Source organism: Spirochaetota bacterium, from assembly GCA_025061835.1.
In the GTDB taxonomy this organism is placed as follows: Bacteria; Spirochaetota; Brevinematia; order DTOW01; family DTOW01; genus SKYB106.
In genome coordinates this window covers 1-22,465 of record JANXAC010000023.1, presented here as the reverse complement: position 1 = coordinate 22,465, position 22,465 = coordinate 1, and the positions used below count along the sequence as shown (strand labels likewise).

Below are 22,465 nucleotides of genomic sequence, written 5' to 3'. Positions count from 1 at the left end.
TTCAAGTAATTTGATTGCACTACTCCAAGTGTTAGTTATTAGTGAATAACTTGAATTATTAATTCCTAGTGATGATAGATTTTTAGTTAATTGTCTGGTGAGATTGTTAGATTTTTCAACGAAGCATACATAACTTGCTCCCCTACTTATTGCTTCAATACCGACTATTCCAGATCCGCAGAACATATCTAAAAACGATGATGAAACTACATCAATTGAATTGAACAATGCCTGACGAACAGTTTCAGAGGTAGGTTTAAGAGAGTTGCTTTTGACAACTATATATCTGCCTTTGAGGTAACCACCTGATATTCTTAACATTTCTTTACTTTGAAAGTATTGAACCTACAATTTCTTTAACTATCTCATTTGCTACTTTATCTACTACTTCTTCTCTTCGTGATTTGAGTATCTCTAGTAGTGCTGATTTATCTACTTCAAGCCTTGATAGAACATTGTTTTTGTGGTTGCTTATTTCTTCGTTGAACTTAGTTTCAAGCGAAGTTTTAAGTTCTTGTAGTTCTTTATCTTTCTGCTCTCTGTAGTTTTCAATTTCTAGTCTGGCAGACTCTAGGATCTTTTTTGCTTCCAGTTTTGCTTCTTCAACTTTTTTTGATAGGCTATCATCTACCTCAAGTATTTTCTGAATAGTTTTTTCTATCTCGCTCATCGTGGGCGATGGAGGATTTGAACCTCCGACCTCTGCTGTGTGAAAGCAGCGCTCTAACCAACTGAGCTAATCGCCCTTCAATTAATACGACAATTTTAAAATACATACAATCTTCAATTCAATCTCAAAACTGGAATAGTGGTAGAGTCAAAAATTTCGTAGTTTTGTAGCTACTTCTTGCTGTAGTTCCTACTAGGATTAGTGATTTCTCCTACAAAATGTCAATAAGGGTCTAGTATTTATTTAGGTTTTAGGACTGACAATGGTTGTATAGAAGCCGAAGGTAGGATTTTATAAAAGTTTATGATCTTGATTATTCACATAGTGGAAGTTGGAATTTATTGAATACGGTAGAAATAGAAAATTATGCATATAAACCTTGATAATAGATGTAAATGTTTGAGTTTTTTGTATCTCAACTTTTCAATGGCATAACACTTGGTAGCATATATGCACTGATAGCATTAGGATACACAATGGTTTATGGGATACTCTTTATGATAAACTTTGCACACAGTGAGATTTTTATGCTAGGAGCATACATATCGCTTGGTATTTTTATTATTGTTTCTACTCTCACGGCTTATTTTGGGATAGTGATACCTCTTGCAGTTATAGTTGCATCTATGATAGTTGGAATTATAGGAGTTATAGTTGAACTTGTAGCATACCGACCACTTAGAAGTTCTCCTAGATTGACACCTCTCATTAGCGCAATAAGTGTATCAATAATTCTTCAGAATATTGTATTCATATTTGTGAGTAACTATGCTATATCTTACAATATAATATCTGATTTGCTACCTTCAGGTAATTTTCTAGGCTTTGAATACAAAGGTATGATAATAACTCTTATAACGATAACACTAATGGTGATCCTAGCATTGTTCCTGTCAAAGAGTAAGTTTGGTATAGCAATAAGAGCAACTTCTCAAGACAGGAATACCGCAAGCCTTATGGGTATAAATGTGAATATGATCATATCACTAGTATTCTTTATTGGTGCTTTTCTGGGTGCTGTTGGCGGGTTCTTTTATGGGGCGTACTATTCAATGATAAGGTATGATATGGGCTTTATACCGGGCATAAAGGCTTTTACTGCAGCAGTTGTTGGGGGAATAGGTAGTATTCCTGGTGCAGTCTTAGGAGGTTTCCTGATAGGTATATTTGAAATCTTCGCAGAAAGTTATATCTCATCTACATACAAGGATGTGATTGTGTATTCTCTTCTCATCCTCACACTCCTTCTAAAGCCGGAAGGAATTTTAGGTGAAAGGTCTATTGACAAAATTTGAGGTAAGATTATGAATACTAAGATCCTTCAAACTCTCAATATCAAATACCTTAAGGAAGAAGAAATATCAGAGTTAATATTTAGAAAACTTCTTGACAAACAGCGATTCTCTATCATATTTTTGGATATGAACCTAATGTATCATCTCTTAACAGATAAGGAGTTCTTTAAATCCTTACCACAGGATGGGATAATAATTCCTTCATCAAAGTTTGTTAGTTTCATAATATCAAACCTAATTGACTCAAATACTATACAGCCTGTTAGAGAGTCTTCAACGCTTTTCAAGAGTTTGAGGAGTATCTCTGATTACAACTACAGAATATTAGTTATTGAGAAGAACGAAAAGATAGCATCAAGGTTCAAGAAACATATAACATCTTCTATCCGTGATTCTGACTTGAACATAATAGGTATCTACAATGTCTTTTCGAACCGAATGAAAAACCAGAAGATTGAAACAATTAGAAAAATGGAGCCTGATATTACGATAGTTGGAAGCAATATAGTTAGGTTTGTTAAATTACTCAACAAAGACAAAAAACTTCTTAATAAATCTTCCATAATCTTTTCAAACAGAGGTGTCAAGATAATAGCAGGTTTTTCAAGTCTTTTTGAAGTTTTTAGAACGGTTTTGAAACTTTTGCAGTCTGTTGTGATTATCTTATGGTTTGTCAAAGAGAAAATTGTTTTGCTGTTTAGAGGAAGAAAATGAAGGTTATTGAATATGACAAAGGTGTTTTAAAACTCATTGACCAAAGGTTTTTGCCTGTGGAGGAGAGATACTTTGAGTGTAGGACACTTGAAGATGTTGTTTATGCTATAAAGGAGATGGTTGTTCGTGGAGCACCACTGATATCTATATCAGCAGCTTATGGTGTTTGTGTTGGTTTATATCAATATAAAAATGCTAGTAAAATTGATTATATATTCTCATCGCTAAGAAACGCAAGACCAACAGCATATAATATCTTCGCAATTCTTGACAGGATTGAAAAAAAGATAAAGAATTCGGGTTTCAAAACAATAGGCGAGCTAATAAAAATCGTTGAAGAAGAAGCAAAGAATATTCACGAGGAAGATAGAGAGTTGTGTAATAGAATTGCTAGGAATGGAGTTAAAGTTCTATCTGAAAATGCGAATGTTATAACGATATGTAATACAGGTATGCTTGCTACTGGTGGTATTGGGACTGCTTTGGGAGTAGTGTATGAAGGATATAGGCTTGGGAAGATAGGTAGAGTATACGTTCTTGAGACAAGACCGCTTCTACAAGGTGCTCGTCTTACGATGTATGAGCTTATGGAAAATAATGTTCCTTCTACTTTGATTACAGACAATATGATAGCCTTTCTTTTCTCAAGAGAAAAGGTGGATGTTGCATTGGTTGGTGCTGACAGGATTGTTAGGAATGGCGATACTGCTAACAAAATTGGGACATATAATCTAGCAGTGATATGTAATCACTTTAAGATACCGTTCTATGTTGTAGCACCATACACTACGATAGACCTTGAACTTGAAGATGGATCGCAGATACCTATTGAGGAGAGAAAGGTGGAAGAGGTTAAATTTTTTAGACAACAGCAAACAGCGCCTATGGAAGCAGAGGTTTGGAATCCTGCGTTTGATATTACTCCTTCGGAACTCATAACAGGAATAATAACAGATAAAGGTATCTTCAAACCAAATGAGATTTCAAAAATTGCTGTTAATCAATTTTAGGTTTAGGTTCTCTACAACTACTAGGTAGTGTCGTTGTATATTCAATGTTAGAGGTGGATTAGACAAGATGTTAGTGAATTTATCTCTATAATTTTTTAACTTATTGCTTGTTTGTAATTTGTTTGGTAGGTTTCTAGGTTTTGAGGATGATGGATAGATGATAACTTTGAGTTTAGTCTTAACCTATTTTGAGAGTTGTTTTTTGGTCGGGTTTAAAGAATTTTAATTTCTCTAAACATTATCACTATTTACGAGGAAGAGATCTTCGGTTGTTGTAATGAGTCTCATCTTACCTGCTAGTATCTCAACCTTGCCGTCACCTAGTATCTTTGATATTACACCTGTTTGACCGAACCTGTTTGAAAAGACCTTCTCTCCAACTTTGGGATTCTCAACTCTGACAAAATCTTCTAATGCTGGTTTTAAGTCTATTTCCGATGTGGTATTTAGAAGTTCTTTGTTTATTTCCTCTAATTCTTTTTGTGATATACTTTCACTCACAAGCCGTTGTCTTATCTTTGTTATCTTTGATTTGAGTTCATAAATATCTGACAAAATCCCATCAAATTCTCTTCTTCTGACCTTCTCAAGTTTTTGTTCCAGTTCTTTCATCTTCTGCTTGTAGTCTTTCTTAATTTTCTCAATCTCTTCTATCTTTTCTTTTAGTTCTTCTTTTATCTTCTCTATCTCTCTTTTTTCGTTTTGTATCTCAATTATGAATTTTTCGTGTATATCAACTCCTTCTGTCATTACCTTGAGAGCATCACTTGTAATCTCATCGTTGAGACCAAGTTTGTGTGCTATGAGTATTGCATTACTACTCCCTGGCATTCCTATAACAAGTTTGTATAGAGGTTTCAAAGTTTCGTTGTCAAAATCCATATAGGCGTTTCTGAAATATGAGTTTGACATTGGTAGTTTTTTGACTAGTGAGTAGTGAGTAGCAACTGCTATTTTTGATTTCTTCTTGGCTAAGTATTTTAAAACTGCTACTGCTAGTGCTTCTCCTTCTCTTGGGTCTGTTCCGGTTCCTATCTCATCAAGTATCACGAGTGATTTAGCGTCTGCTATTTCAATTATATCTTTGAGTTTGATTATGTGTGCTGAAAAAGTGGATAGGTTCTTCTCAATACTCTGTGGATCTCCAATATCCGCAAGTATATTGTCAAAGTATCCAATAACAGAGTTAGGATCTGCTGGTATGGGGAAGCCAGATAATGCCATCGCAGTCAGAAGTCCAATTGTTTTTATTGAAACTGTTTTACCAGAAGTATTAGGACCAGATATTATAATACCTCCAAACTCATTCTCGCCTATCTCAACGCTTATAGGAACAGGGTTTTTTAGAAGAGGATGTCTAGCATTTATGAGTTTAACTATTTGCTTTGATGAGAGTATTACTTTCTCTGAATTGGTAATTATTGAAAATCTGGCAACCGCTTGTAGTTCATCAAACTCCGAAATTATGTTGATAATATCGTCAATTAGACCTGATAGATTGCCTAGTTTTGATGTAATCTCCTGAAGTATCCTATCAACCTCTCTTCGTTCTTCATCCACTAGTTCAAGGTATCTTATTGCGTAAGGTTGTATGAATTTTGGTTCTACGAATGCAGTATGTCCTGTTGATGATATATCCTGAACGAAACCATCAATGGCGTTTATGTAATCTATCTTTATGGGTATAACAAACCTATTGTTTCTGATAGTAACAAACCTATCCTGAAGAAACTCCTCATTCTCGGGTTTGTTTATGAAATCATTCAGTATTCTAATGGCACTGGTTTCTATTCTCTCTTTTTCTGATATTATCTTATCCAATCTATCGCTAGCAGTTCTGAATATGTTTCCATTTTGGTCTATTGATTTTTTTACTTTTCTCTCAAGATCCTCAAATTTTTCATAGAAGTCGTTTACATCAATAGTTATAAGTTCCTTCAATATCAGGTATTCGTTGTCAAGGTTCGTTATAAAAACTATTAGTTCTTTGAATGTTTTTAGAAACTCGTATATCTCATAGAGTTGTTTTGGTTGAATTATTACACCTTGTTTTGATGATGTTCTCCATATCTTTACTAACTCGTTATTTATGACAGGAATTACAATACCCTTGTGTATATTCTTGATTTTTATTATAAGTGATTGTTTGTGAGATATTAGAGTCAATGCTTCTGTGTATTTTCTTCCGTAAGATAGAGGTTGAGTTGAGATGACTCTGTTCTTACCTTCTTCGGTAAAGCAGAAGGATGAGATTATCTCTAGGATTTTGTCATACTCAAGGTCGGAGAGATGATTATGTCTCATAGAGTTTTTGTTTATTCTGTGAGAGTCTCTTTAGGTCGTTTATGTTATTTATCTTTATACCTTCTTTGTCAATAGAAATCTTTCCCATTTTTACATACCTATTGAGTATTTCTTCGGCTTCCTTGGGTGATATGCCTGTCCAATGCGCTATATCTTCAACATTTGCATTCAGACTAACAATCTTTTCGTTTTCTTTAGCGATACCTTCTGAAAGCATTATGAGTGTTTCAAGGACTCTAGTATCGTAATCTTTTATGCTTAGGATCCTTAGCTTTCTTTTAGCATCGTATATCCTCCTTGAGAAGTTTTTTAGTAGTTTAAGAGCCCATGGTGGATTGTTTTTGGCTAGTGTTTCAAAATTGTTCCTATCAACTCTAATCAGAACAACATCGGTTTCTGCTATTATGGTTGCAGTTCTTTTGTCGTTATCAATCAGAGCCATCTCACCGAATATCTCACCGGGTCCTATTATGTCAATAGTTTTCTCTTTGTTATTCTGTATTTTGGTTATCCTAACTTTACCTTCCTTTATGACATACATTTCCTCTCCCGGTTCAAACTCGCAGAATATTATATCTCCTTCTTTGAACCTGACCTCAAACGAGTCTGTTTTTTCCATACTATCTCACCTCGTATATCATTACCTTTTCACCTTCCTTAAATATTATAGCATAATTTTCTCCTATCTCAACAATTTTTTCGCCCATCACAACATCTCCAACTTTAGCGTAGAATACACCTGTTATACCTACCTCTTCCCTTCCTTCAAGTATTGCGATCTTCTCGTTGTCTATGACTAGCACACCTTTGAGGTTGAATTGAGAGAAAACACTTTTTTCTTGTTTTATGTAAGATGTTGTCTGTTTAATATTTTTAACCTTTTTATCTTCTTCACCACCAAGCCTTGAGAATGGGTTTCTGAGTGATATTACATCCCTATACTTGGTATCTCTCTGTTGCAGACTCTCAAGGTTGTTTTCTTCATTCTCTTGTGTTGAGTAATAAGTTGTATTGAAGTATTCTAGTATGGCAGGAACTGAAACTCTGATCATATTAAACCATATCCCTATCACTACAATAACAAGTATCCATTTAACTACACTGTTGTTCATCCTACCACCTTTTGAAACTACTGAACCATTTCCTTATGTATGAAAAACTATCCTTGTCCATGTTCATAAATTTTATAGCAGAAACGAAACTGTTATTCTCATAAGACACTCTAATTACCTCACCAAGTACTTCAAAGAACTTTGGTCCTATTCTGAAATATACCTTTATCATATCTCCAATGTTTACAAAGTATGATATATGTTTATCTATCTTTATCTTGATACCACCAAAACTTATATCAATCACTGGAATAGGGTAATCTCTGTGCTCATTAATGACGAAGAACCTGTTGTAGCAAAAAAACTGTTCTATAAGGTCAACCATCCCTAAAACTTTCATAAGTTTTAAGATATCCTTATAGTCCTTTAGGTTTATAGGTTTGTGATCGCATATCATAAGGTATCCGAGTAGTGTATCAACTACGAATATTGGTACATATACGTAGGATTTAAAGCCCTTTGATGTGTGGTAGTTGATAAACATCTTAACTTCGTTGTCAAACAAATTTCTCTTGTTTGGTTCCAGAAAGTGACCGTAAGTTGCAAAGCGATAAACTTCTATAGGTTCTAAAAGGTCTTTGGGGTCAGTGCTTTGTGCTACCAGGCCTATTTTGTCGTTTCTACAATACTTAAGCCAAGGTAACTGTGAAAATTCGTCTATGAATAGAACTTCTCCAAACTCGTTGTTAAGGTTGGTAACTATTTCATTAACGACTTGTTCATAACTTATATTCTGTAGCCCTTCTTTGAAAATGCTTCTAACGGATTTAGGAAACCGATTTATGAATTCTTTATCATCTATCTCCTTTATTATGTTTAGGCTCGCAAAAAGTATTCCTTCAACATTATACCTCTCATACTCTCTGTAGTGCTTTTTGATTATGTTTGCTGGTAGGACGCAACACGCTTCACCATTTTCAAACTTTACTATTTCGGAGTTGAAAAAAAATAAATCCTTACCATATGGTAGAAGACAATTTATACCATAAGGTAGTTTCTGCAGTTCTATGTCTATTGACATCTTGAGGTAGAAATATACATCATCAACTTTTAATATTTTTGCTTTTATTTTGAGGTCATCTAGTATCACTAGGATCTCGTTCTCGGAGGAGATGAAGAACTTAAGTATATTAGATTGAGTTTCAGTGCTATACATAACAAAAATATAAAACTACATTACATTTTTTTCAACAAAACTGAAGGTTCTAACTGTCTTATGCTATTTTGAGTTGTTCATTACTTTATCATTCTCATCCTTAATATAGTCTGGTATGGAATTTGGTATTTCTTTGTCAAACGAGAAGTTTCGGAGTTTTGTCATTGTGGGATGTAGAACCAGTTTAAGATTGTATTCAGCATTTGGGTAAACTGAATTTATCTTTTCCGCGTAGTTTTTTGCTTCCCACCAACTCAACATAGCATTTCTTATGTTGTCATCACCTCTTAACTGTATATAAGCGACACCTTGATTATTATAGGTTCTTATCAAGAATGATGCTATTTCTTTATGTCTTTCAAGTTTAGGGTTTAGCGAGGGTATTTTTTCTAGTATCTTAAGGTATCCTTCTATTGACTTGTTGTATTGAACTAGTGCTAGGTCAGGTTTGCCAAGTTCTAGGTATATGTTACCTATGAATTGAGATAGTAGCGGGTTCTGTGGGTTTCTTATGTATGAGTAAGATAGATACTTCAGTGCCTCTGTAAGCATTCCGTTGTTGTAGTATATCTTGGCTATGTTATAGTTTATTGATGATAAGTATTCTACACTCTCTGGTTCACCTATCTTTAGTCCTTCAAGGTAGTATCCAAGTGCTGTTGGTAGGTCGTTGTCTTGGTAGAATATATCTCCTAACTTGAAGTATGCCTCTTTCTGAAGTGGGTCTATCTCTATTGCTTTCTTGTAGTTCTCTATTGCAGAAGCTTTGTTTCTTAAGAGATACTCAATATTACCTATTAAGACATATGATTTTGCGTGTTTTGGGTTTAAAGTTGTTGATATCTTTAAGTTTTTCAGAGACTCTCTGTAATTTTCGTTTTTGAATAAGTATCTGGCGAACTCATAATAGAAGTCTGGGTCTTTGGAGTTTATGGTTGATAATTCAAACAAAACATTCTTTGCTCTTGCAAGGTCATTTTTGTCAATGTAGTATCTTGATAGTTCTATTCCGACCTGTTCTGAAACCGCTTTTTCGTCTAGTTTCTTTATGTAGTCGTATATTTCATCAACTTTATTTTTATCATCAAGCCTTATGTATATTGATATTAACCTGAATAGTGATGATATGTGTTTATTGTCTTTTGCTTTGAGATATTTCATATACAGTATCTCTGCATCTTTGTAGTATGACTTTGACTTGTAGTAGTCTCCCATCTTGATGTAAACTTGAGCATTGAGATCTATACTTCTAAAACTATTATCCTCTACTCTTCTAAACTCCTCAGAATATTTCAATGCTTTGTTGAAATCTGGTGTTGGTAATCTGGTGAGTGCTTCAACATAGTTTAGACTTGTCCTGTAGTCATAAGGCCATATCTTCAGTGCTTTCTCTAGTTTCTCCACCGCTCTTTCTGGAACATTGTTGTAGAGATACCTAAGTGCGTAGGTATTATACCATTCTATTTTCCTACCACCTATTTCTTCCGCTCTGTTAAATAATCTTTCTGCCTCATCGTAATAGCCACCGTCTATAAGGTTAAGTCCCCTGTTGTATAGGTTTTCCGAATATATGTTTCTAGATACTGTTGTGAATACTATGAAACCTACGACTGCTAACACACCTGCTGCAACAAAGACTATTACTGACCTTTTGAGGACTTTTTCTAGTGCTTCTTCAGTTTTGCTTTTCTTAGCCGCCATTATAACTCTTCTCCCGGCGGCAACTGGCTCAAACCTATAGAATGGTGCTATCTGTTTAAGGTAATTTCTCAGCTCATCATTAGATGGACTATCCAAAATAAAGGACAATAATTCATTTACCTGTTTTTCTGATATAATTCCATTTTCTATCAATTCCTTTACTGCCCTTCTTATATCACTTGGATATTTCTTAAGTAGAGAGATTGCTTTGAATGCATCGGCGTCCGAGATGCTTTCTATCTTTGTTTCAGTTGGTGGTGCTTCTTGAATGTATTCTGGTTGTTTGGGTTGGGATGGTTTTTGATATCTGGTTGGTTTTTCTTGAAACTCTTCAGAATATATCCGCTCCTCTGGGGATACTTGGGTGACTTTATCAAAAGGTTCAGGTTCCACAGTTTGAGTTGATCCTTCAAAGAACTCTTCCAGTGGCTGTTCAAATGATACTTCTTCAGCACTTTCAATACCTTTAACTATGCTTTCAACCTGTTCTGATAAAGGTTCCTCTCCAAATACGATTCTTTCTTCACTCTCTGAGGGAAACTCAAAACCTTTCTCTCCTGCTACGCTAAAAATTTCTTCTATTCCACCTTCTTGTGGAAACTCAAAACCTTTCTCTTCTGTTTGTCCTTCCAGCGGAAATTCAAACCCAAAATCTTCTTTTCCCCCCTTCTCTAAAGGGAATGAAGTTTCTGGAATAGTAATTTCTTCTTTAGAAGTTGTTGCTTCAGAAACACCTAGTATACTCTCAAGATCCTCTGTTGAGAGTTCTTGTTGTTTCTCTTCTATCTCACCTATTCTGAAGTCTTTTAGCAAGTCAGAGACTTCTACTGTATCTATGGTTTCTTGAACTTTTGATGGTTCAACGAAGGTTTGCTGAACTTCTACTGGTTTAGGGACATCAGGAACTACTGCTTCCTCTTTGGTTTGGGCTATATTTTGTTGTTGTGCTTCTCTTATGAAATCAGGAATTGTTAGATTTTTTATCTCTTCGTAAGTTGGTAATGGCTTGTCAAATAATGATAACATCTCTTCTATTTCGTCTTTCTCTTGGGTAAATTCTTCGGATATAACACCTGTATCTTCGTATCTGGTTTCAATTTCTGGTTTGGATTGCTCGTAGTCTAATTCTGATGTTATACTTTCTTCTATTTCTAATCCCTCAGCCTTTTCAGTAGATAGTTCCGATCCCTGGAGGTTTGTTTCTAATATTGTCTCCTCTTCAGCAGAAGTCTTAGCTTCTTCTATAACAGATAAGAGTCTATCAGGTGTTATGCTATCCTCTTTCCCCAAGTAGGAGAACAGCTTGTCAATATTCATAACCTAAATACTATTATATTATAAGTATAGGTAATGTTTAAATTTTCTGAAATGTTAAATAAATAGGTTAATCATTAAAAATTAGTCGTTAAGACTGTTAGGGGGTTATTATGAAGCCAAAACAAGTTGTTAGGTTATTCGTTCCTATATTTTTGCTGTCATTGATAGGAGTAGTTTATGGTCTGATACTGAATAATGTAGTGCCTTATTTGGTTATTGGTATTGCTTTTGGTGTGATAACATTTTTTATTGAGAGAGCGGTTACGAATATTAAGTTTGACATAATATACTCCTTTCTAGGGGGCATAGCGGGGTTTTATTTTGGGACGTTGATTGATTTAGCGTTTAAGGATATATTCTCAAGTATAGGGTACAATTCACAAGCAAAACCGTTTATTCAGATTTCGTTTGCATACCTAGGTTTCTTTACTCCTATATTCGTAAAAGGGTTAAAACCATTTTATGCTCCATCCCTAGAAAGAGAGATTTCCAATCAGGATCAAGAAGTCTCACCTTTTAAATACAAGATCCTTGATACCTCTGCAGTGATAGATGGAAGGATAGCGGAAATAGCGAAAACGGGATTTCTTGATGGAGTGATATATGTTCCTAAATTTGTCCTAAATGAGATACAGATGTTAGCAGACTCGCAAGAGAATGTCAAGAGAAATAGAGCCAGACGCAGTCTTGATGTTCTAAATGAACTCAAGGAAATACCTCACATAAACCTTAAAATTATAACAAGAGACTATGAGAATATACATAAGACTGATGAGAAGTTACTGAGATTGGCAAAGGATATAAATGGTGCTATAGTAACAAATGATTATAATCTTAACAAAGTAGCGAAAATAGAAGGTATAAAGATCCTTAACATAAACGACCTCACGGTAGCGTTAAGACAGATATACTTACCTGGAGAGAAACTAACTGTTCAGGTCATAAAAGAAGGGAAAGAAAGATCACAGGGTGTTGGATATTTACCTGATGGAACTATGGTTGTGCTAGAAAATGGTAAGGAATTCATCGGCAAGGAAGTAGAAGTAAAGGTCACGAGTGTATTACAAACATCTTCGGGTAGGATTATATTCACTCAACTTGACGAAGCCTTACAACAAGTTCAACATACTCAACAAAAAACATACCAAAAGCCTATCAAGAAGTAAAAAGATAGTTTTAGATGTCAGATTACATAGGAGTTTATATTCACATTCCGTTCTGTAGAAGAAGGTGTATATATTGCGATTTTACAGTAATTGACACTAACAACAAAGTGGTGCCTAACCTGTTTGAAACTTATACTAACTGCCTAAATACAGAGATCAGTCTTCGTTTTAATCATATCCAGAATGTTAGAAATATAAAGGATATTAAAACACTATACCTAGGAGGGGGAACTCCTTCTTTTATAGGAACTGAATTTTTGAAGGATATACTTGAGAATGTGTATAGGTTTGTATCTCCTTCACAGTTAGTTGAGACTACAATTGAGGTAAATCCTGAGGATGTTAGTTATGAGTTTTCAAAATTCCTTGTGGATTATGGGATAAGTAGGGTCAGTTTAGGGATACAGAGTATGGATGATGAATGTCTTAAGATGTTGTCTCGCAGGAATTCAAGGGAAATGAATGAAAGAGCGATAAAGACTTTACAGGATAGCGGAATTGAGAACATAAACTGTGATGTAATATTTGGTATCCCGAATTCGCAATCTAGTCAAGTAATACGGACATTGGAAGAACTTGTGAGGTTTGATATTAAGCATATATCGGCATATAGCCTTACAGTAGAGGAATACACGCCACTACATCTGATGGTTAGTAGAAACATAATAACTACTAAAGAAGATGTTGATAAAGAATTTATTGAAATTCATAGCTTTCTTACTTCAAGTGGGTTTGAACATTATGAAATATCAAACTACTCCAAAATAGGATACGAATCAAAGCATAATCTATTATACTGGAACAGGAATGAGTATATAGGTCTAGGACTGGGTGCTTGGGGTTTTATAGAAAATAGAAGGTATCAGAATGAGTTTAGGTTTAGGCTTTACAAGGATAAACTTGAGATGGGAGAATTACCAACGATTTTTGGAGAGAACATAGATAACCATAAATCGTTTGAGGAGATTGTAATGTTGGGTTTCAGAACGAGAGATGGGATTAAATTAGATGAAACTAGAAAACATCTTGATGCTTTTTCATTCAACAAATTTCTTAAAGAAATCAAGAAGTTTGAAGGAGAGTTTTTGGAAGTAAGAGATGGGAGGGTGATACCTACTATCAAAGGATGGCTATTCTCTGATTATATAGTCTCCAGTCTTATTAGTGTAGTCTGATTAAATATTTTGTGAAGGTTTTATATCATATTTTCGTTGTATTGTTGTTGAAACTTGTTATATGATTACTTAGAGTTTGATTGAGTTAATACGCAAATTTGTGCATTTATGAAGGTAATCTAGGGGTATTCTTGAGAATGAAGTTCAAGTTCCTTACATTAACCTTTGAGTTCTAGTTGTTTTTATATCTATAGAGTTGCTAGAGTATTTTCTGGAGTGTTTTCGTAATGAATATGTTGTCAAGTTTTTGGTGTTTTAATTACCTCTCCATTTTTTGAATACTACTGAAGCGTTATGTCCTCCGAAACCAAAGGAGTTTGAAATAGCATATTCCACATCAAGTTCTATTGCTTTATTTGGCACAAAGTCAAGGTCGCATTCGGGGTCTCTCTCTTCTTGGTTTATAGTTGGATGGATTTTACCAGTTTCAAGCATCTTCACAACTGCGACTGCTTCAACACCGCCTGCCGCTCCGAGAGTGTGTCCTATCATTGATTTGGTAGAATTAACTTTCAACTTGTATGCGTGTTCGCCGAATACGGTCTTTATTGCTTCAACTTCTGCTTTATCACCTAGCGGAGTTGAGGTTCCGTGAGAGTTTATCAGTTGAACATCGGTAGGAGAGATTCCTGCTGACTTTAGAGCATTTCTCATTGCTATTGCCGCACCTGATCCGTCAGTGCAAGGTGCTACATGATGGTAAGCATCTCCACTTACCCCGTATCCAGTAATCTCTGCGTATATTTTAGCACCTCTTTTCATGGCATGGTCAAGCGACTCTAAGACTAGTATCCCAGCACCTTCGGAGATAACAAAGCCATCCCTATTTTTATCAAAAGGTCTTGATGCCTTTTCAGGTTCATCGTTTCTTGAGGATAGAGCATCTATCTGTGTAAAACCTGCTATACATAAGCCATTTAAAGCCGCTTCTGAACCTCCTGTTATCATAACATCTGCATCACCAAGTAGTATATGCATTATTGATGCTATTATTGAGTGATTTGCAGAAGCACATGCCGAGACGGCAGTGTAGTTAGGTCCTCTAAAACCATACTGTATTGAAACATATCCTGATGCAGTATCGGCTATTGACATTGAGATAAAATTAGGATTTACTTTTCTTCTACCTTCCTGAAAGAACTTTATAGAGTTATTGTAGAATTGTAATCCACCACCTATACCTGAACCTATTATCACACCTACCCGTTCCTTGTCAAGTCCAGAATAGTTAAGAAGTCCTGAATCTTCAATAGCCTTTTGTGAGGCGTAAATACCAAAGTGTGTGTATCTATCAGTTCTTCTAACAACTTTTTTATCAATCACTGCCTCTGGGTCAAAGTTTTTAACTTGTCCTCCTATCTTGGATGGTGAGTCTTGGTCCAGATCTTCTACTTCCAGTCTAGATATGCCTGATTTTCCGTTAACAAGGTTATTGAAGTATTCATCAACATCAAGCCCTAAGCTGGTTATAACTCCTAGACCAGTAACTACAATTCTTCTTCTCATTCCTACCTCCTTATCGTAAATTTATAAGTGTTGTTTTCCTATTCTAAAAATTCTTTGATAAGAAAATCAATATAAGTCAGTTAATAAAGCCTAAAATTCACAACTGGAGTGAAGTTTCTTCATAAGTGAGTAAGCAAAAAGTTATTGTTCTGGCTACTAACTTTTAGAGATTGGAATTCGTTAATCTAGAATTTAGGTAGTTTTTAGGTGATAAGTGAAAATTCCTCCTAAACCTTGGCGGTTTTCTAGTGAAATTTGTGATGTATATCCTTCATATTTCTTGGTAGTAAGGAGTTTTTGGTTTGGGGGTGGTTATGATTGAGGTTAAGGTGTGCAATAGTGTCAAGGATTTTATAAAAATACCATTTTATGTGCAGGGTAATGACCCTAACTGGGTTCCCCCTCTTATTATGGATATCAAGAAAAAGTTAGACAAAAAAAGATCGTCATTCCTGAAACACAACGAAGCCGAGTTTTTCATAGCATACAAGGATGGTAAGCCTGTTGGTAGAATAGCAGGTATTGTTAACAACATACATAACTCACGATACAACAAAACCGATGGATTTTTTGGTTTCTTTGATAGTGTGAATGATCAGGAGGTTGCGAATAAGTTGTTTGATACTGTTGTATCTTGGCTCAAGAGTAGGGGGATGAATACAATCTATGGACCTGCAAACTACTCAACCAACGATGAATGGGGGCTACTTGTTGAAGGGTTTGACTCACCTCCGTTTATTATGATGCCGCATAACCCAGAATACTACAAGACACTTATTGAGAACTACGGGTTTAAAAAAGCGAAAGATCTGTATGCTTGGTATTACGACCCAACGTTGCCTGTTGATGAAAGGCTTTCAAACCTTATGGAGAGAGTCCTGAAGCGCGGTAAGTTCAAAGTTAGATATATTGATATGAAGAACCTGAAGGAGGAGGTTGATAAGATAATTGATATATACCACGACAGCTGGTCTGAAAACTTTTTCTTCATTCCACTTACCGAAGAAGAAAAGAAGGAAATCTCGGAGTTTTTATCCTCAATAGCGTATCCTGATATGGTTATCATAATAGATACTGAAGATGGTGAGTCTGTAGCGTTTTCAGTTGCAGTTCATAACCTGAATGAGGTTTTAATAAAATATAAGACTCCGAATATAGGTATCCTTTACATTAAGCAACTACTATCACTCGCCTATAGGTTATATATCAAGCCTAGAAATAAATTCAATACTGCTAGGTTGCTTCTGGCTGGGGTCAAGAAGAAGTATAGGGGATTAGGTCTGGATCTTGTTCTTTACATGATGACATATAGAAATGCTAACAAGAGAGGTTATAAGTATGGAGAGTTATCTTGGACGCTTGAGGATAACAGGATGATCAACGAAGGTATAGAGAAGATGGGTGGTAGAATACACAAGATATACAGGGTTTATTACAAAGAGATTTAGAATTTTATACTCACACCGAGACTGGGAATGAAATTAGAACTGATAAAATGTATTTCAAGAGGTATTGATAGTTCAAGTATGCTGCTTTTTAGTGCGAGACTACTTCCTGCCGTTAATACATAACTACTGCTAGATGAGAAAAAGCCACCAATACCTACAGTGATGCTGAACCATTCAAATAGTTCATATCCGAAGCGATATTCTGCGACAAAACCATCCCACAACTTACCAAGATTGAAATGTAGGTGGCCGTTTTCAAATAACCTAAATCCAATACCTGCCTTATAGCCTATATATAAATTTTCAAAAGCATAACTGATGTTGAGATTCACACTTAATCTTAAGTTGTTTTTGGGTAATTGTTGAGTTGTTCCCTCCAGATTTGTAAGAAAGTTTTCAACATAGTTCGTTATAAAGATATAGTTCGTTAAGAATACATAGTTGGTTATGAAGTTAGTTGTTTCGTTTGTTATATTGTGATAGTTTGTTGAGTAGATAATATTTTCAGATTTATAACTACTATCCTTTAATTCTCTTACATCATATGCTTTAAGGATTTTCTCACCAAAGGCAGTTTTGACTATCACACTATCTTTCGTTCTACCAACTTCTACTCCTTTGATTTTCTGTCCGTTGATCTGAACTTCAACAACCTTATCGGAGATAAATTCCATTGCTGCTATCTGTTCATCCTTCAAGGTCAAGACTCTACCATCGTCGGTTTTGAAAGTTATCGTATTCCCCTGTTTTGAGACAACCTTGCCTTTTATAACTTCTCCACTTTTAAGTATTATAACATCTCCTAGACAGATTTGATTGAGCAATAGAACACTAATCAGAATACTTAATCCTATCAATATCTTTCTTTTGGAACTTTTTTCTTCCATCTTTGGTATCAAAGATTATAAACTCATCCTTAATTTCTATCAAGTTGCCTTCAAACTGGCTGCCATCTTTGAGGAATATAATGTTTTTGTATTTATCTTCTTTAACGGGTTGAACTTCTTTACCATCAATAAGAAGTTTTTTATCACTCACATTTATGTTGAACTTACTGGCTTGGAAGACATATTTAGTATTACCTATATAGACTACTATACTCTTCACTTTAGTGTTTGGTGAGACTGATATTGTTCCTTCTATCGTTTCAGGAAGGTAGATAAACAAAGTCTCATTACTTGTAGATAGTTGTATGTTTTCACTTCTATTAATACTTGATACCTCAATTTTGTTGTTGTCAATACTGTATGTTGTCTGTATATCCTTGTTGATATTTCGTAATGTGGTGAAAGTAATTATACCAAACATAACAATAACAGAAGAGAATACTAGTGCTAGTGAGTATGATATAAAACCTGATTTTTTGTTTAAGTTCTGTTGTGCTGTGAAGTATTCATCTTCCTTCATCTGATAAAACTTACTGAATACATTTTTCTCAACTTGAGAGGATATATATTCAATTGTTTTACTATCTAGGTTTTTGTAGATTAGGTTATTTATATCTTCAAAATATTTTTCGTAATCTTGCAAGTCATAATTTCTACTCATACAATTTCCCTCCTTTAAGTTTATCTCTTATATAGTTGATGACTCTCTTTAATACTCTTTTTACTGTTCTAGTGCTACATTTTTCAATATTGGCAATCTCTTCTATCTTGTAACCTTCTAACCTAAAGATTAGTATTTCTTTGTCTCTATCAGGTAAATTGTCAATGATATTCATGATGTCCTCTCTAACTGCGTTACTGTCGTCTATCGTGGAAGTATTAAAGGATATGTCTTCTAACAATTTTCTATCTCTTTTTTCTTTTCGCTTCCTATCCCTTATTATGTTGAGTGCGGTAGTGAAAATGAAACTTTTGAAACTGCCTCTAGGTGAGTAGTTTTTTATGTTTTCAAGAAACCTTATAAATGTCTCCTGGACTATGTCTATCGTCATGTCAGTGTCTCTTGTGTATTTATAAACGAAACCTATAAGCATTTTACTGTATTTGGAATAGAGTTCGTTGAAAGCGTTTTCATCTCCACATATAACTCTGTATATTAATTCTGCTTCTTTTTCATCTTCCATATATAAGTATGGTAAATGAAGATAATATTCTTTTAACACATATTATAAACGAATCAGATAGCAGTATTGTGACTAATAGAGTCTTATTTTTAAATTGAAAACGCTTAATTCAATAATATTAAATTTCTATACAACCGATGAAGAGATACAAGATATTTAGAAAAACGCGTCTGGGTGTTGATGTTGAAGAGAAGACAGAAGGGGAGACAGTTGGATTAACAAAGACGAATATAGTCAAACTATTTCCTGAAGGTTTGAAACTGGAATCTGGGGAGACGCTACCTGGTCCTATTGATGTTGCTTATGAAACCTATGGTGTTTTAAATGACAGGAAGGATAATGTTATTCTTGTTTGTCATGCGCTTTCGGGGTCTGCTCACGCTGCTGGGTATATGAGAGAGGTTGAGGATGGTGTTTTGGATGGCAACACAGAAGGTTGGTGGGAGGATGTTATAGGGCCTAACAAAGGTATTGATACCAAAAAGTATTTTGTTGTATGTTCTAACTTCTTGGGAAGTTGCTATGGAACTACAGGTCCTACTTCTATAAATCCTAAAACTGGTGAGGTTTACGGTTTATCCTTTCCTGTTATAACGATAGGTGATATGGTTAGAGTTCAAAGAGAACTGATGAGATATTTAGGAATAGAAAAGATTGTTTCGGTGGTTGGTGGGTCAATGGGAGGTATGCAGGCTCTTGAGTGGTCGCTTATGTATCCTGATATGGTTAAAAGTGCGATAGTTATTGCCGCTACGGCAAATTGCTCGGCTCAAAACATAGCGTTTGACGCCGTTGGTAGGAACGCAATAATATCAGACCCTAACTGGGTTTCCGGTGAGTATATGAAGAAGAATACCTTTCCATCCAAAGGTTTAAGCATAGCAAGAATGATAGGACACATAACTTACCTAAGCGGTGAGTCTATGGATAAGAAGTTTGGAAGAAAGTTCATAAACGGTAAAACCTATGATGTTGATGAGTTTGAATTTGAGGTTGAGAGTTATCTCGGGTATCAAGGTGAGAAGTTTGTTCAAAGGTTTGATGCTAATTCATATCTCTACATAACCAAAGCGATGGACTACTTTGACTTACCGCAAAAATATGGAGATGGAGACTTGAAGAAAGCATTTCTAGATGCTAAGGCTAAATATCTTTTCATATCCTTCTCGTCCGATTGGCTCTTTCCACCATCTGAATCTCTTGAGATGGTATCTGCTTTGTTGGCAATCAATAAAGATGTATCATACATAAACATAGACTCCATACATGGTCACGATTCGTTCCTAGTTGATACTGAGGTTGAGAGTAGGGTTATAAGGTCATTCGTAGATGCAGTCTATAGTGAAAGTAGTGTTGGTGTTCTGTAATGGAGATAAGAAGAGATTTAAAGATAATATCGGACATAATAGAACCGAGAACAAGAGTTTTGGACTTAGGATGTGGTGAAGGTGATCTACTACTCTATTTAAAGCAAACAAAGAACATTCACGGTTTTGGTATAGAGATTGACACTGAAGAAGTTATACAATGCCTAGCAAAGGGTTTGAATGTGATACACTATGATATAAACAAGGGACTTTCGTTTATTGACGATAACTCGTTTGATTATGTTGTGTTGAGTAAGACGATACAGCAACTCAAGTCTCCCGGAAAACTGCTTGAAGAGGTTTTAAGGATATCCAAGAAAGCCATAATAAGTTTTCCAAACTTCGGAAATATAAAGGTGAGAACCTATTTGCTACTCAAAGGACAGATGCCGGTTACATCAGAACTACCTTACTCGTGGTTTGATACACCAAATATACACCTTTTTACACTCAAAGACTTCATTAACCTGTGTAAAGTCAAGAATATAAAAATAGAAAAGTTGATACCTATTACAAAAATAGGTAGGAGAGGCTTTATTATGAAGATACTTCCTAACATACTGTCAGATGAGGTTATAATGGTGGTTTCAAGGAAGGATGAGTAGTTATGGAAAACTTAATGGACATTTAGAAACACTGCCTTTATAGGTATTGAAGCAATGAACTATAAGTCTCTGTTATCTTTTGGAGATTACTTGTCAATTTCTTGATATACTTCTTTTTAGTAGTGAGTCATAACTTTATGCTATTTTTTAGGGACGGAGTAATCAACGATCTCGGGTGTTAGAATGATGATGATAGTTGATTTTGCGTTTATCTTTGAGATGTTTGCGAAGAATATATCACCTAGAATTGGTATATCCATTAGGAACGGTATTCCTGATTTTTTCAGTATATCAGTATTTTTCTCAAGACCTCCTATCACGAGTGGTATGCCATCTTTGACAACTGCTTTTATTTCACCTTCGGTTGTGTTTATTTGGGGTGCTTTTAATCCCGTAGCCAAGTCAATAAACCTGTAAGATGAGATCCCTACTTTGACATCAACTGAAATCTCATCTGACATTGTTATTCTGGGCTCAACTTCAAGTTTGATACCTGCTTCAATGAAGTCTATCTGTGAGGTAGTAGTGCCGACTTGTGTTTGCTCTCGGATTATGCTCTTCACATACGGAACTTTATCACCAATCAATATCTTTGCTTTTTGTCCATTTCTACAAACTACTCTGGGTGAAGATAATAACTTTACATCGCCGTAGGTTGATAGTGTTTTTATAAGACCTGATACTATTCCTCCTTCTGGAACTTCTGTTGAGAATTTGACTGCGAATATTCCAGTGCCAGATATATTCACTGGTGCGGATGAAAATGAAAGTGAAGTTATATTCCTTATAACATTGTCAAGGGTAAGGTCAAAACCATAGTCAAGTGTGTTATCTCTATCAACCTGTATTATCTCTACTTTTATCATTACGAGTTTTGGTGAAACTCCAACATCCCTTAAAAATCTCTCTATCTCGTCAAAGTTCATAATTACATCTCTGACAACCATTAGGTTATTCTCAACATCTATCATAACTTCGCCAAACTGTGTGAGATATGGTTTTATTATCTCTTTTATCTCTTTTGGATTTATGAAGCGAATATCGTAGGACTTTGTTGATATAAAGTTGTTCCTTATCGTACTCTCATACTCTTGGTAGGGTAGAAACATTATTGAACTACCGTCGTAAAGAATGTAGATATCCGATGACTTAAGTATTGTTTTTATAACCTCATAGACAGAAACATCTTTTAGTGATACACCTATGTTCTTTGAAGGAATTTGTGGGGATATAACGACAGGTATAGGTATTTGCGGTTTGAGGAAGTTTATTACATACCTTACATCAACATTGTCAAAATTTACATTTATCCTGTTTGTTAAGATGTTTGATAGTTCTGGGAAAAAATATTTTGGTATCCTTTTGGGAGTTGCTTGTTGGAAGGTAGGGGATGGAGGGTAACCTATTGTATCACCGTATTGAGCGTAGCCTTTGGCTGGAAGAAAGAATAGGATTACAATCAAGACTAATAACATAATAGTCTATACTATACAATTTTTTCTCCGTTTATCAACTTTATGTGTCAGCCTCTACTATTGCTCTTCCTTTTTTTGATGGTGTCTTTCATTTTCCAGAAATTTAGATATGTTACTAATTCCGTGTTTCTTGACCTTTTCAAGTATATAATTCATGATTTCTCTAAAGAACTCCCTTTTATCTTTCATAAAAGCCCCATTTTATTTTTATATCTTCAGTATTTTTGTAATCCCTGCTCTTTTTAACGATTATTAGGTATTTAAAACCCCTAAGGTAGAAATTGTGCTGTATGACTTTACTTTGCCAAAAAGGTGTGTTGGAAGCTTGATTCCTTCTTATTACACATATTATATCAACAGGCTGAAAATACTT

The 22,465-nt window shown here is 35.0% G+C and carries 22 protein-coding genes and 1 tRNA gene; 8 read left to right on the top strand and 15 right to left on the bottom strand.

Going from position 1 to position 22,465, the window contains the following annotated elements; translation table 11 throughout:
• The 3 genes from NZ579_07185 to NZ579_07175 form a co-directional block, all read right to left on the bottom strand.
• A partial coding sequence (locus NZ579_07185) for an RsmD family RNA methyltransferase (protein ID MCS7299720.1) occupies window positions 1-321 on the bottom strand: 321 nt, incomplete at its 3' end.
• A gap of 4 nt (window positions 322-325) precedes the next feature.
• Window positions 326-670, bottom strand: coding sequence for a hypothetical protein (locus NZ579_07180; protein ID MCS7299719.1), 345 nt, complete (start codon window positions 668-670; stop codon window positions 326-328).
• 2 nt (window positions 671-672) lie between these two features.
• Window positions 673-746 (bottom strand) — tRNA-Val (locus NZ579_07175).
• A 319-nt stretch (window positions 747-1,065) separates the two neighbouring features.
• On the opposite strand from NZ579_07175, the gene NZ579_07170 reads away from it, so the two are divergent.
• Genes NZ579_07170 through mtnA form a run of 3 tightly spaced genes read left to right on the top strand, consistent with a single transcriptional unit; the run spans window position 1,066 to window position 3,689 of the window.
• Window positions 1,066-1,965 carry a branched-chain amino acid ABC transporter permease gene (locus NZ579_07170; GenBank protein ID MCS7299718.1) on the top strand — a complete coding sequence of 300 codons (900 nt, stop codon included), beginning with the start codon at window positions 1,066-1,068 and terminating at the stop codon, window positions 1,963-1,965.
• A 9-nt stretch (window positions 1,966-1,974) separates the two neighbouring features.
• Window positions 1,975-2,679: a hypothetical protein gene (locus tag NZ579_07165; protein MCS7299717.1), complete on the top strand. Its 705-nt coding sequence runs from the start codon at window positions 1,975-1,977 to the stop codon at window positions 2,677-2,679.
• Window positions 2,676-3,689, top strand: a complete 1,014-nt coding sequence (mtnA, locus tag NZ579_07160; protein ID MCS7299716.1) for an S-methyl-5-thioribose-1-phosphate isomerase — start codon at window positions 2,676-2,678, stop codon at window positions 3,687-3,689. Before NZ579_07165 ends, mtnA begins: the two co-directional genes overlap by 4 nt.
• A 231-nt stretch (window positions 3,690-3,920) precedes the next feature.
• Here mtnA and NZ579_07155 read toward each other — a convergent pair whose 3' ends face one another.
• The 5 genes from NZ579_07155 to NZ579_07135 form a co-directional block, all read right to left on the bottom strand.
• The gene (locus NZ579_07155) at window positions 3,921-5,993 is read right to left on the bottom strand and encodes a hypothetical protein (protein MCS7299715.1); all 2,073 of its coding nucleotides are present in this window, start codon (window positions 5,991-5,993) and stop codon (window positions 3,921-3,923) included.
• Window positions 5,983-6,612 (bottom strand): Crp/Fnr family transcriptional regulator, encoded by a 630-nt coding sequence (locus NZ579_07150; GenBank protein ID MCS7299714.1) that lies wholly within the window; start codon window positions 6,610-6,612, stop codon window positions 5,983-5,985. The genes NZ579_07155 and NZ579_07150 overlap by 11 nt, the downstream gene beginning before the upstream one ends.
• A gap of 1 nt (window position 6,613) precedes the next feature.
• The gene (locus tag NZ579_07145; protein ID MCS7299713.1) at window positions 6,614-7,105 is read right to left on the bottom strand and encodes a hypothetical protein; all 492 of its coding nucleotides are present in this window, start codon (window positions 7,103-7,105) and stop codon (window positions 6,614-6,616) included.
• 1 nt (window position 7,106) lies between these two features.
• Window positions 7,107-8,261, bottom strand: coding sequence for a PilZ domain-containing protein (locus tag NZ579_07140; protein ID MCS7299712.1), 1,155 nt, complete (start codon window positions 8,259-8,261; stop codon window positions 7,107-7,109).
• 63 nt (window positions 8,262-8,324) lie between these two features.
• A complete protein-coding gene (locus tag NZ579_07135) occupies window positions 8,325-11,279 on the bottom strand; it encodes a tetratricopeptide repeat protein (protein ID MCS7299711.1) in 2,955 nt (984 codons plus the stop codon).
• 110 nt (window positions 11,280-11,389) lie between these two features.
• On the opposite strand from NZ579_07135, the gene NZ579_07130 reads away from it, so the two are divergent.
• Both NZ579_07130 and hemW read left to right on the top strand, forming a co-directional pair.
• Window positions 11,390-12,445 carry a TRAM domain-containing protein gene (locus NZ579_07130; protein ID MCS7299710.1) on the top strand — a complete coding sequence of 352 codons (1,056 nt, stop codon included), beginning with the start codon at window positions 11,390-11,392 and terminating at the stop codon, window positions 12,443-12,445.
• A gap of 14 nt (window positions 12,446-12,459) precedes the next feature.
• A complete protein-coding gene (gene hemW, locus NZ579_07125) occupies window positions 12,460-13,620 on the top strand; it encodes a radical SAM family heme chaperone HemW (GenBank protein MCS7299709.1) in 1,161 nt (386 codons plus the stop codon).
• Window positions 13,621-13,875: 255 nt separating this feature from the next.
• Here hemW and fabF read toward each other — a convergent pair whose 3' ends face one another.
• Window positions 13,876-15,126, bottom strand: coding sequence for a beta-ketoacyl-ACP synthase II (gene fabF / locus NZ579_07120; GenBank protein ID MCS7299708.1), 1,251 nt, complete (start codon window positions 15,124-15,126; stop codon window positions 13,876-13,878).
• Window positions 15,127-15,440: 314 nt separating this feature from the next.
• Here fabF and NZ579_07115 point away from each other — a divergent pair, with 314 nt between their 5' ends.
• Window positions 15,441-16,574, top strand: coding sequence for an N-acetyltransferase (locus NZ579_07115; GenBank protein MCS7299707.1), 1,134 nt, complete (start codon window positions 15,441-15,443; stop codon window positions 16,572-16,574).
• On the opposite strand, the gene NZ579_07110 is transcribed toward NZ579_07115, so the two are convergent.
• The 3 genes from NZ579_07110 to NZ579_07100 are packed head-to-tail and all read right to left on the bottom strand — an operon-like array spanning window position 16,571 to window position 18,645.
• Window positions 16,571-17,461 carry a hypothetical protein gene (locus NZ579_07110; GenBank protein ID MCS7299706.1) on the bottom strand — a complete coding sequence of 297 codons (891 nt, stop codon included), beginning with the start codon at window positions 17,459-17,461 and terminating at the stop codon, window positions 16,571-16,573. The genes NZ579_07115 and NZ579_07110 overlap by 4 nt on opposite strands.
• Complete coding sequence (locus NZ579_07105) at window positions 17,406-18,122, bottom strand: hypothetical protein (GenBank protein MCS7299705.1); 717 nt, start codon at window positions 18,120-18,122, stop codon at window positions 17,406-17,408. The genes NZ579_07110 and NZ579_07105 overlap by 56 nt, the downstream gene beginning before the upstream one ends.
• Window positions 18,115-18,645 (bottom strand): RNA polymerase sigma factor, encoded by a 531-nt coding sequence (locus NZ579_07100; protein MCS7299704.1) that lies wholly within the window; start codon window positions 18,643-18,645, stop codon window positions 18,115-18,117. Before NZ579_07100 ends, NZ579_07105 begins: the two co-directional genes overlap by 8 nt.
• A 137-nt stretch (window positions 18,646-18,782) precedes the next feature.
• Here NZ579_07100 and NZ579_07095 point away from each other — a divergent pair, with 137 nt between their 5' ends.
• Entirely contained in the window at window positions 18,783-20,012 is a 1,230-nt protein-coding gene (locus NZ579_07095; GenBank protein MCS7299703.1) for a homoserine O-acetyltransferase, read from the top strand.
• On the top strand, window positions 20,012-20,617 hold the full coding sequence (gene metW / locus NZ579_07090; GenBank protein ID MCS7299702.1) for a methionine biosynthesis protein MetW: 606 nt from the start codon (window positions 20,012-20,014) through the stop codon (window positions 20,615-20,617). The genes NZ579_07095 and metW overlap by 1 nt, the downstream gene beginning before the upstream one ends.
• Window positions 20,618-20,757: 140 nt before the next feature.
• Here the strand turns inward: metW and NZ579_07085 are convergent, their stop codons facing one another.
• The 3 genes from NZ579_07085 to NZ579_07075 form a co-directional block, all read right to left on the bottom strand.
• Window positions 20,758-22,092, bottom strand: coding sequence for a hypothetical protein (locus NZ579_07085; protein ID MCS7299701.1), 1,335 nt, complete (start codon window positions 22,090-22,092; stop codon window positions 20,758-20,760).
• Window positions 22,093-22,149: 57 nt separating this feature from the next.
• The gene (locus tag NZ579_07080; protein ID MCS7299700.1) at window positions 22,150-22,281 is read right to left on the bottom strand and encodes a hypothetical protein; all 132 of its coding nucleotides are present in this window, start codon (window positions 22,279-22,281) and stop codon (window positions 22,150-22,152) included.
• The coding region (locus NZ579_07075; protein ID MCS7299699.1) for a DNA methylase at window positions 22,271-22,465 on the bottom strand (195 nt) is incomplete at its 5' end. The genes NZ579_07080 and NZ579_07075, both read right to left, overlap by 11 nt.

Bases quoted from the DNA above. Each gene is read 5' to 3' on its own strand.
- NZ579_07180 (MCS7299719.1), bottom strand. From the start codon at position 670: ATGAGCGAGATAGAAAAAACTATTCAGAAAATACTTGAGGTAGATGAT.
- NZ579_07170 (MCS7299718.1), top strand. From the start codon at position 1,066: ATGTTTGAGTTTTTTGTATCTCAACTTTTCAATGGCATAACACTTGGT.
- NZ579_07165 (MCS7299717.1), top strand. From the start codon at position 1,975: ATGAATACTAAGATCCTTCAAACTCTCAATATCAAATACCTTAAGGAA.
- mtnA (MCS7299716.1), top strand. From the start codon at position 2,676: ATGAAGGTTATTGAATATGACAAAGGTGTTTTAAAACTCATTGACCAA.
- NZ579_07155 (MCS7299715.1), bottom strand. From the start codon at position 5,993: ATGAGACATAATCATCTCTCCGACCTTGAGTATGACAAAATCCTAGAG.
- NZ579_07150 (MCS7299714.1), bottom strand. From the start codon at position 6,612: ATGGAAAAAACAGACTCGTTTGAGGTCAGGTTCAAAGAAGGAGATATA.
- NZ579_07145 (MCS7299713.1), bottom strand. From the start codon at position 7,105: ATGAACAACAGTGTAGTTAAATGGATACTTGTTATTGTAGTGATAGGG.
- NZ579_07140 (MCS7299712.1), bottom strand. From the start codon at position 8,261: ATGTATAGCACTGAAACTCAATCTAATATACTTAAGTTCTTCATCTCC.
- NZ579_07135 (MCS7299711.1), bottom strand. From the start codon at position 11,279: ATGAATATTGACAAGCTGTTCTCCTACTTGGGGAAAGAGGATAGCATA.
- NZ579_07130 (MCS7299710.1), top strand. From the start codon at position 11,390: ATGAAGCCAAAACAAGTTGTTAGGTTATTCGTTCCTATATTTTTGCTG.
- hemW (MCS7299709.1), top strand. From the start codon at position 12,460: ATGTCAGATTACATAGGAGTTTATATTCACATTCCGTTCTGTAGAAGA.
- fabF (MCS7299708.1), bottom strand. From the start codon at position 15,126: ATGAGAAGAAGAATTGTAGTTACTGGTCTAGGAGTTATAACCAGCTTA.
- NZ579_07115 (MCS7299707.1), top strand. From the start codon at position 15,441: ATGATTGAGGTTAAGGTGTGCAATAGTGTCAAGGATTTTATAAAAATA.
- NZ579_07110 (MCS7299706.1), bottom strand. From the start codon at position 17,461: ATGGAAGAAAAAAGTTCCAAAAGAAAGATATTGATAGGATTAAGTATT.
- NZ579_07105 (MCS7299705.1), bottom strand. From the start codon at position 18,122: ATGAGTAGAAATTATGACTTGCAAGATTACGAAAAATATTTTGAAGAT.
- NZ579_07100 (MCS7299704.1), bottom strand. From the start codon at position 18,645: ATGGAAGATGAAAAAGAAGCAGAATTAATATACAGAGTTATATGTGGA.
- NZ579_07095 (MCS7299703.1), top strand. From the start codon at position 18,783: ATGAAGAGATACAAGATATTTAGAAAAACGCGTCTGGGTGTTGATGTT.
- metW (MCS7299702.1), top strand. From the start codon at position 20,012: ATGGAGATAAGAAGAGATTTAAAGATAATATCGGACATAATAGAACCG.
- NZ579_07085 (MCS7299701.1), bottom strand. From the start codon at position 22,092: ATGTTATTAGTCTTGATTGTAATCCTATTCTTTCTTCCAGCCAAAGGC.
- NZ579_07080 (MCS7299700.1), bottom strand. From the start codon at position 22,281: ATGAAAGATAAAAGGGAGTTCTTTAGAGAAATCATGAATTATATACTT.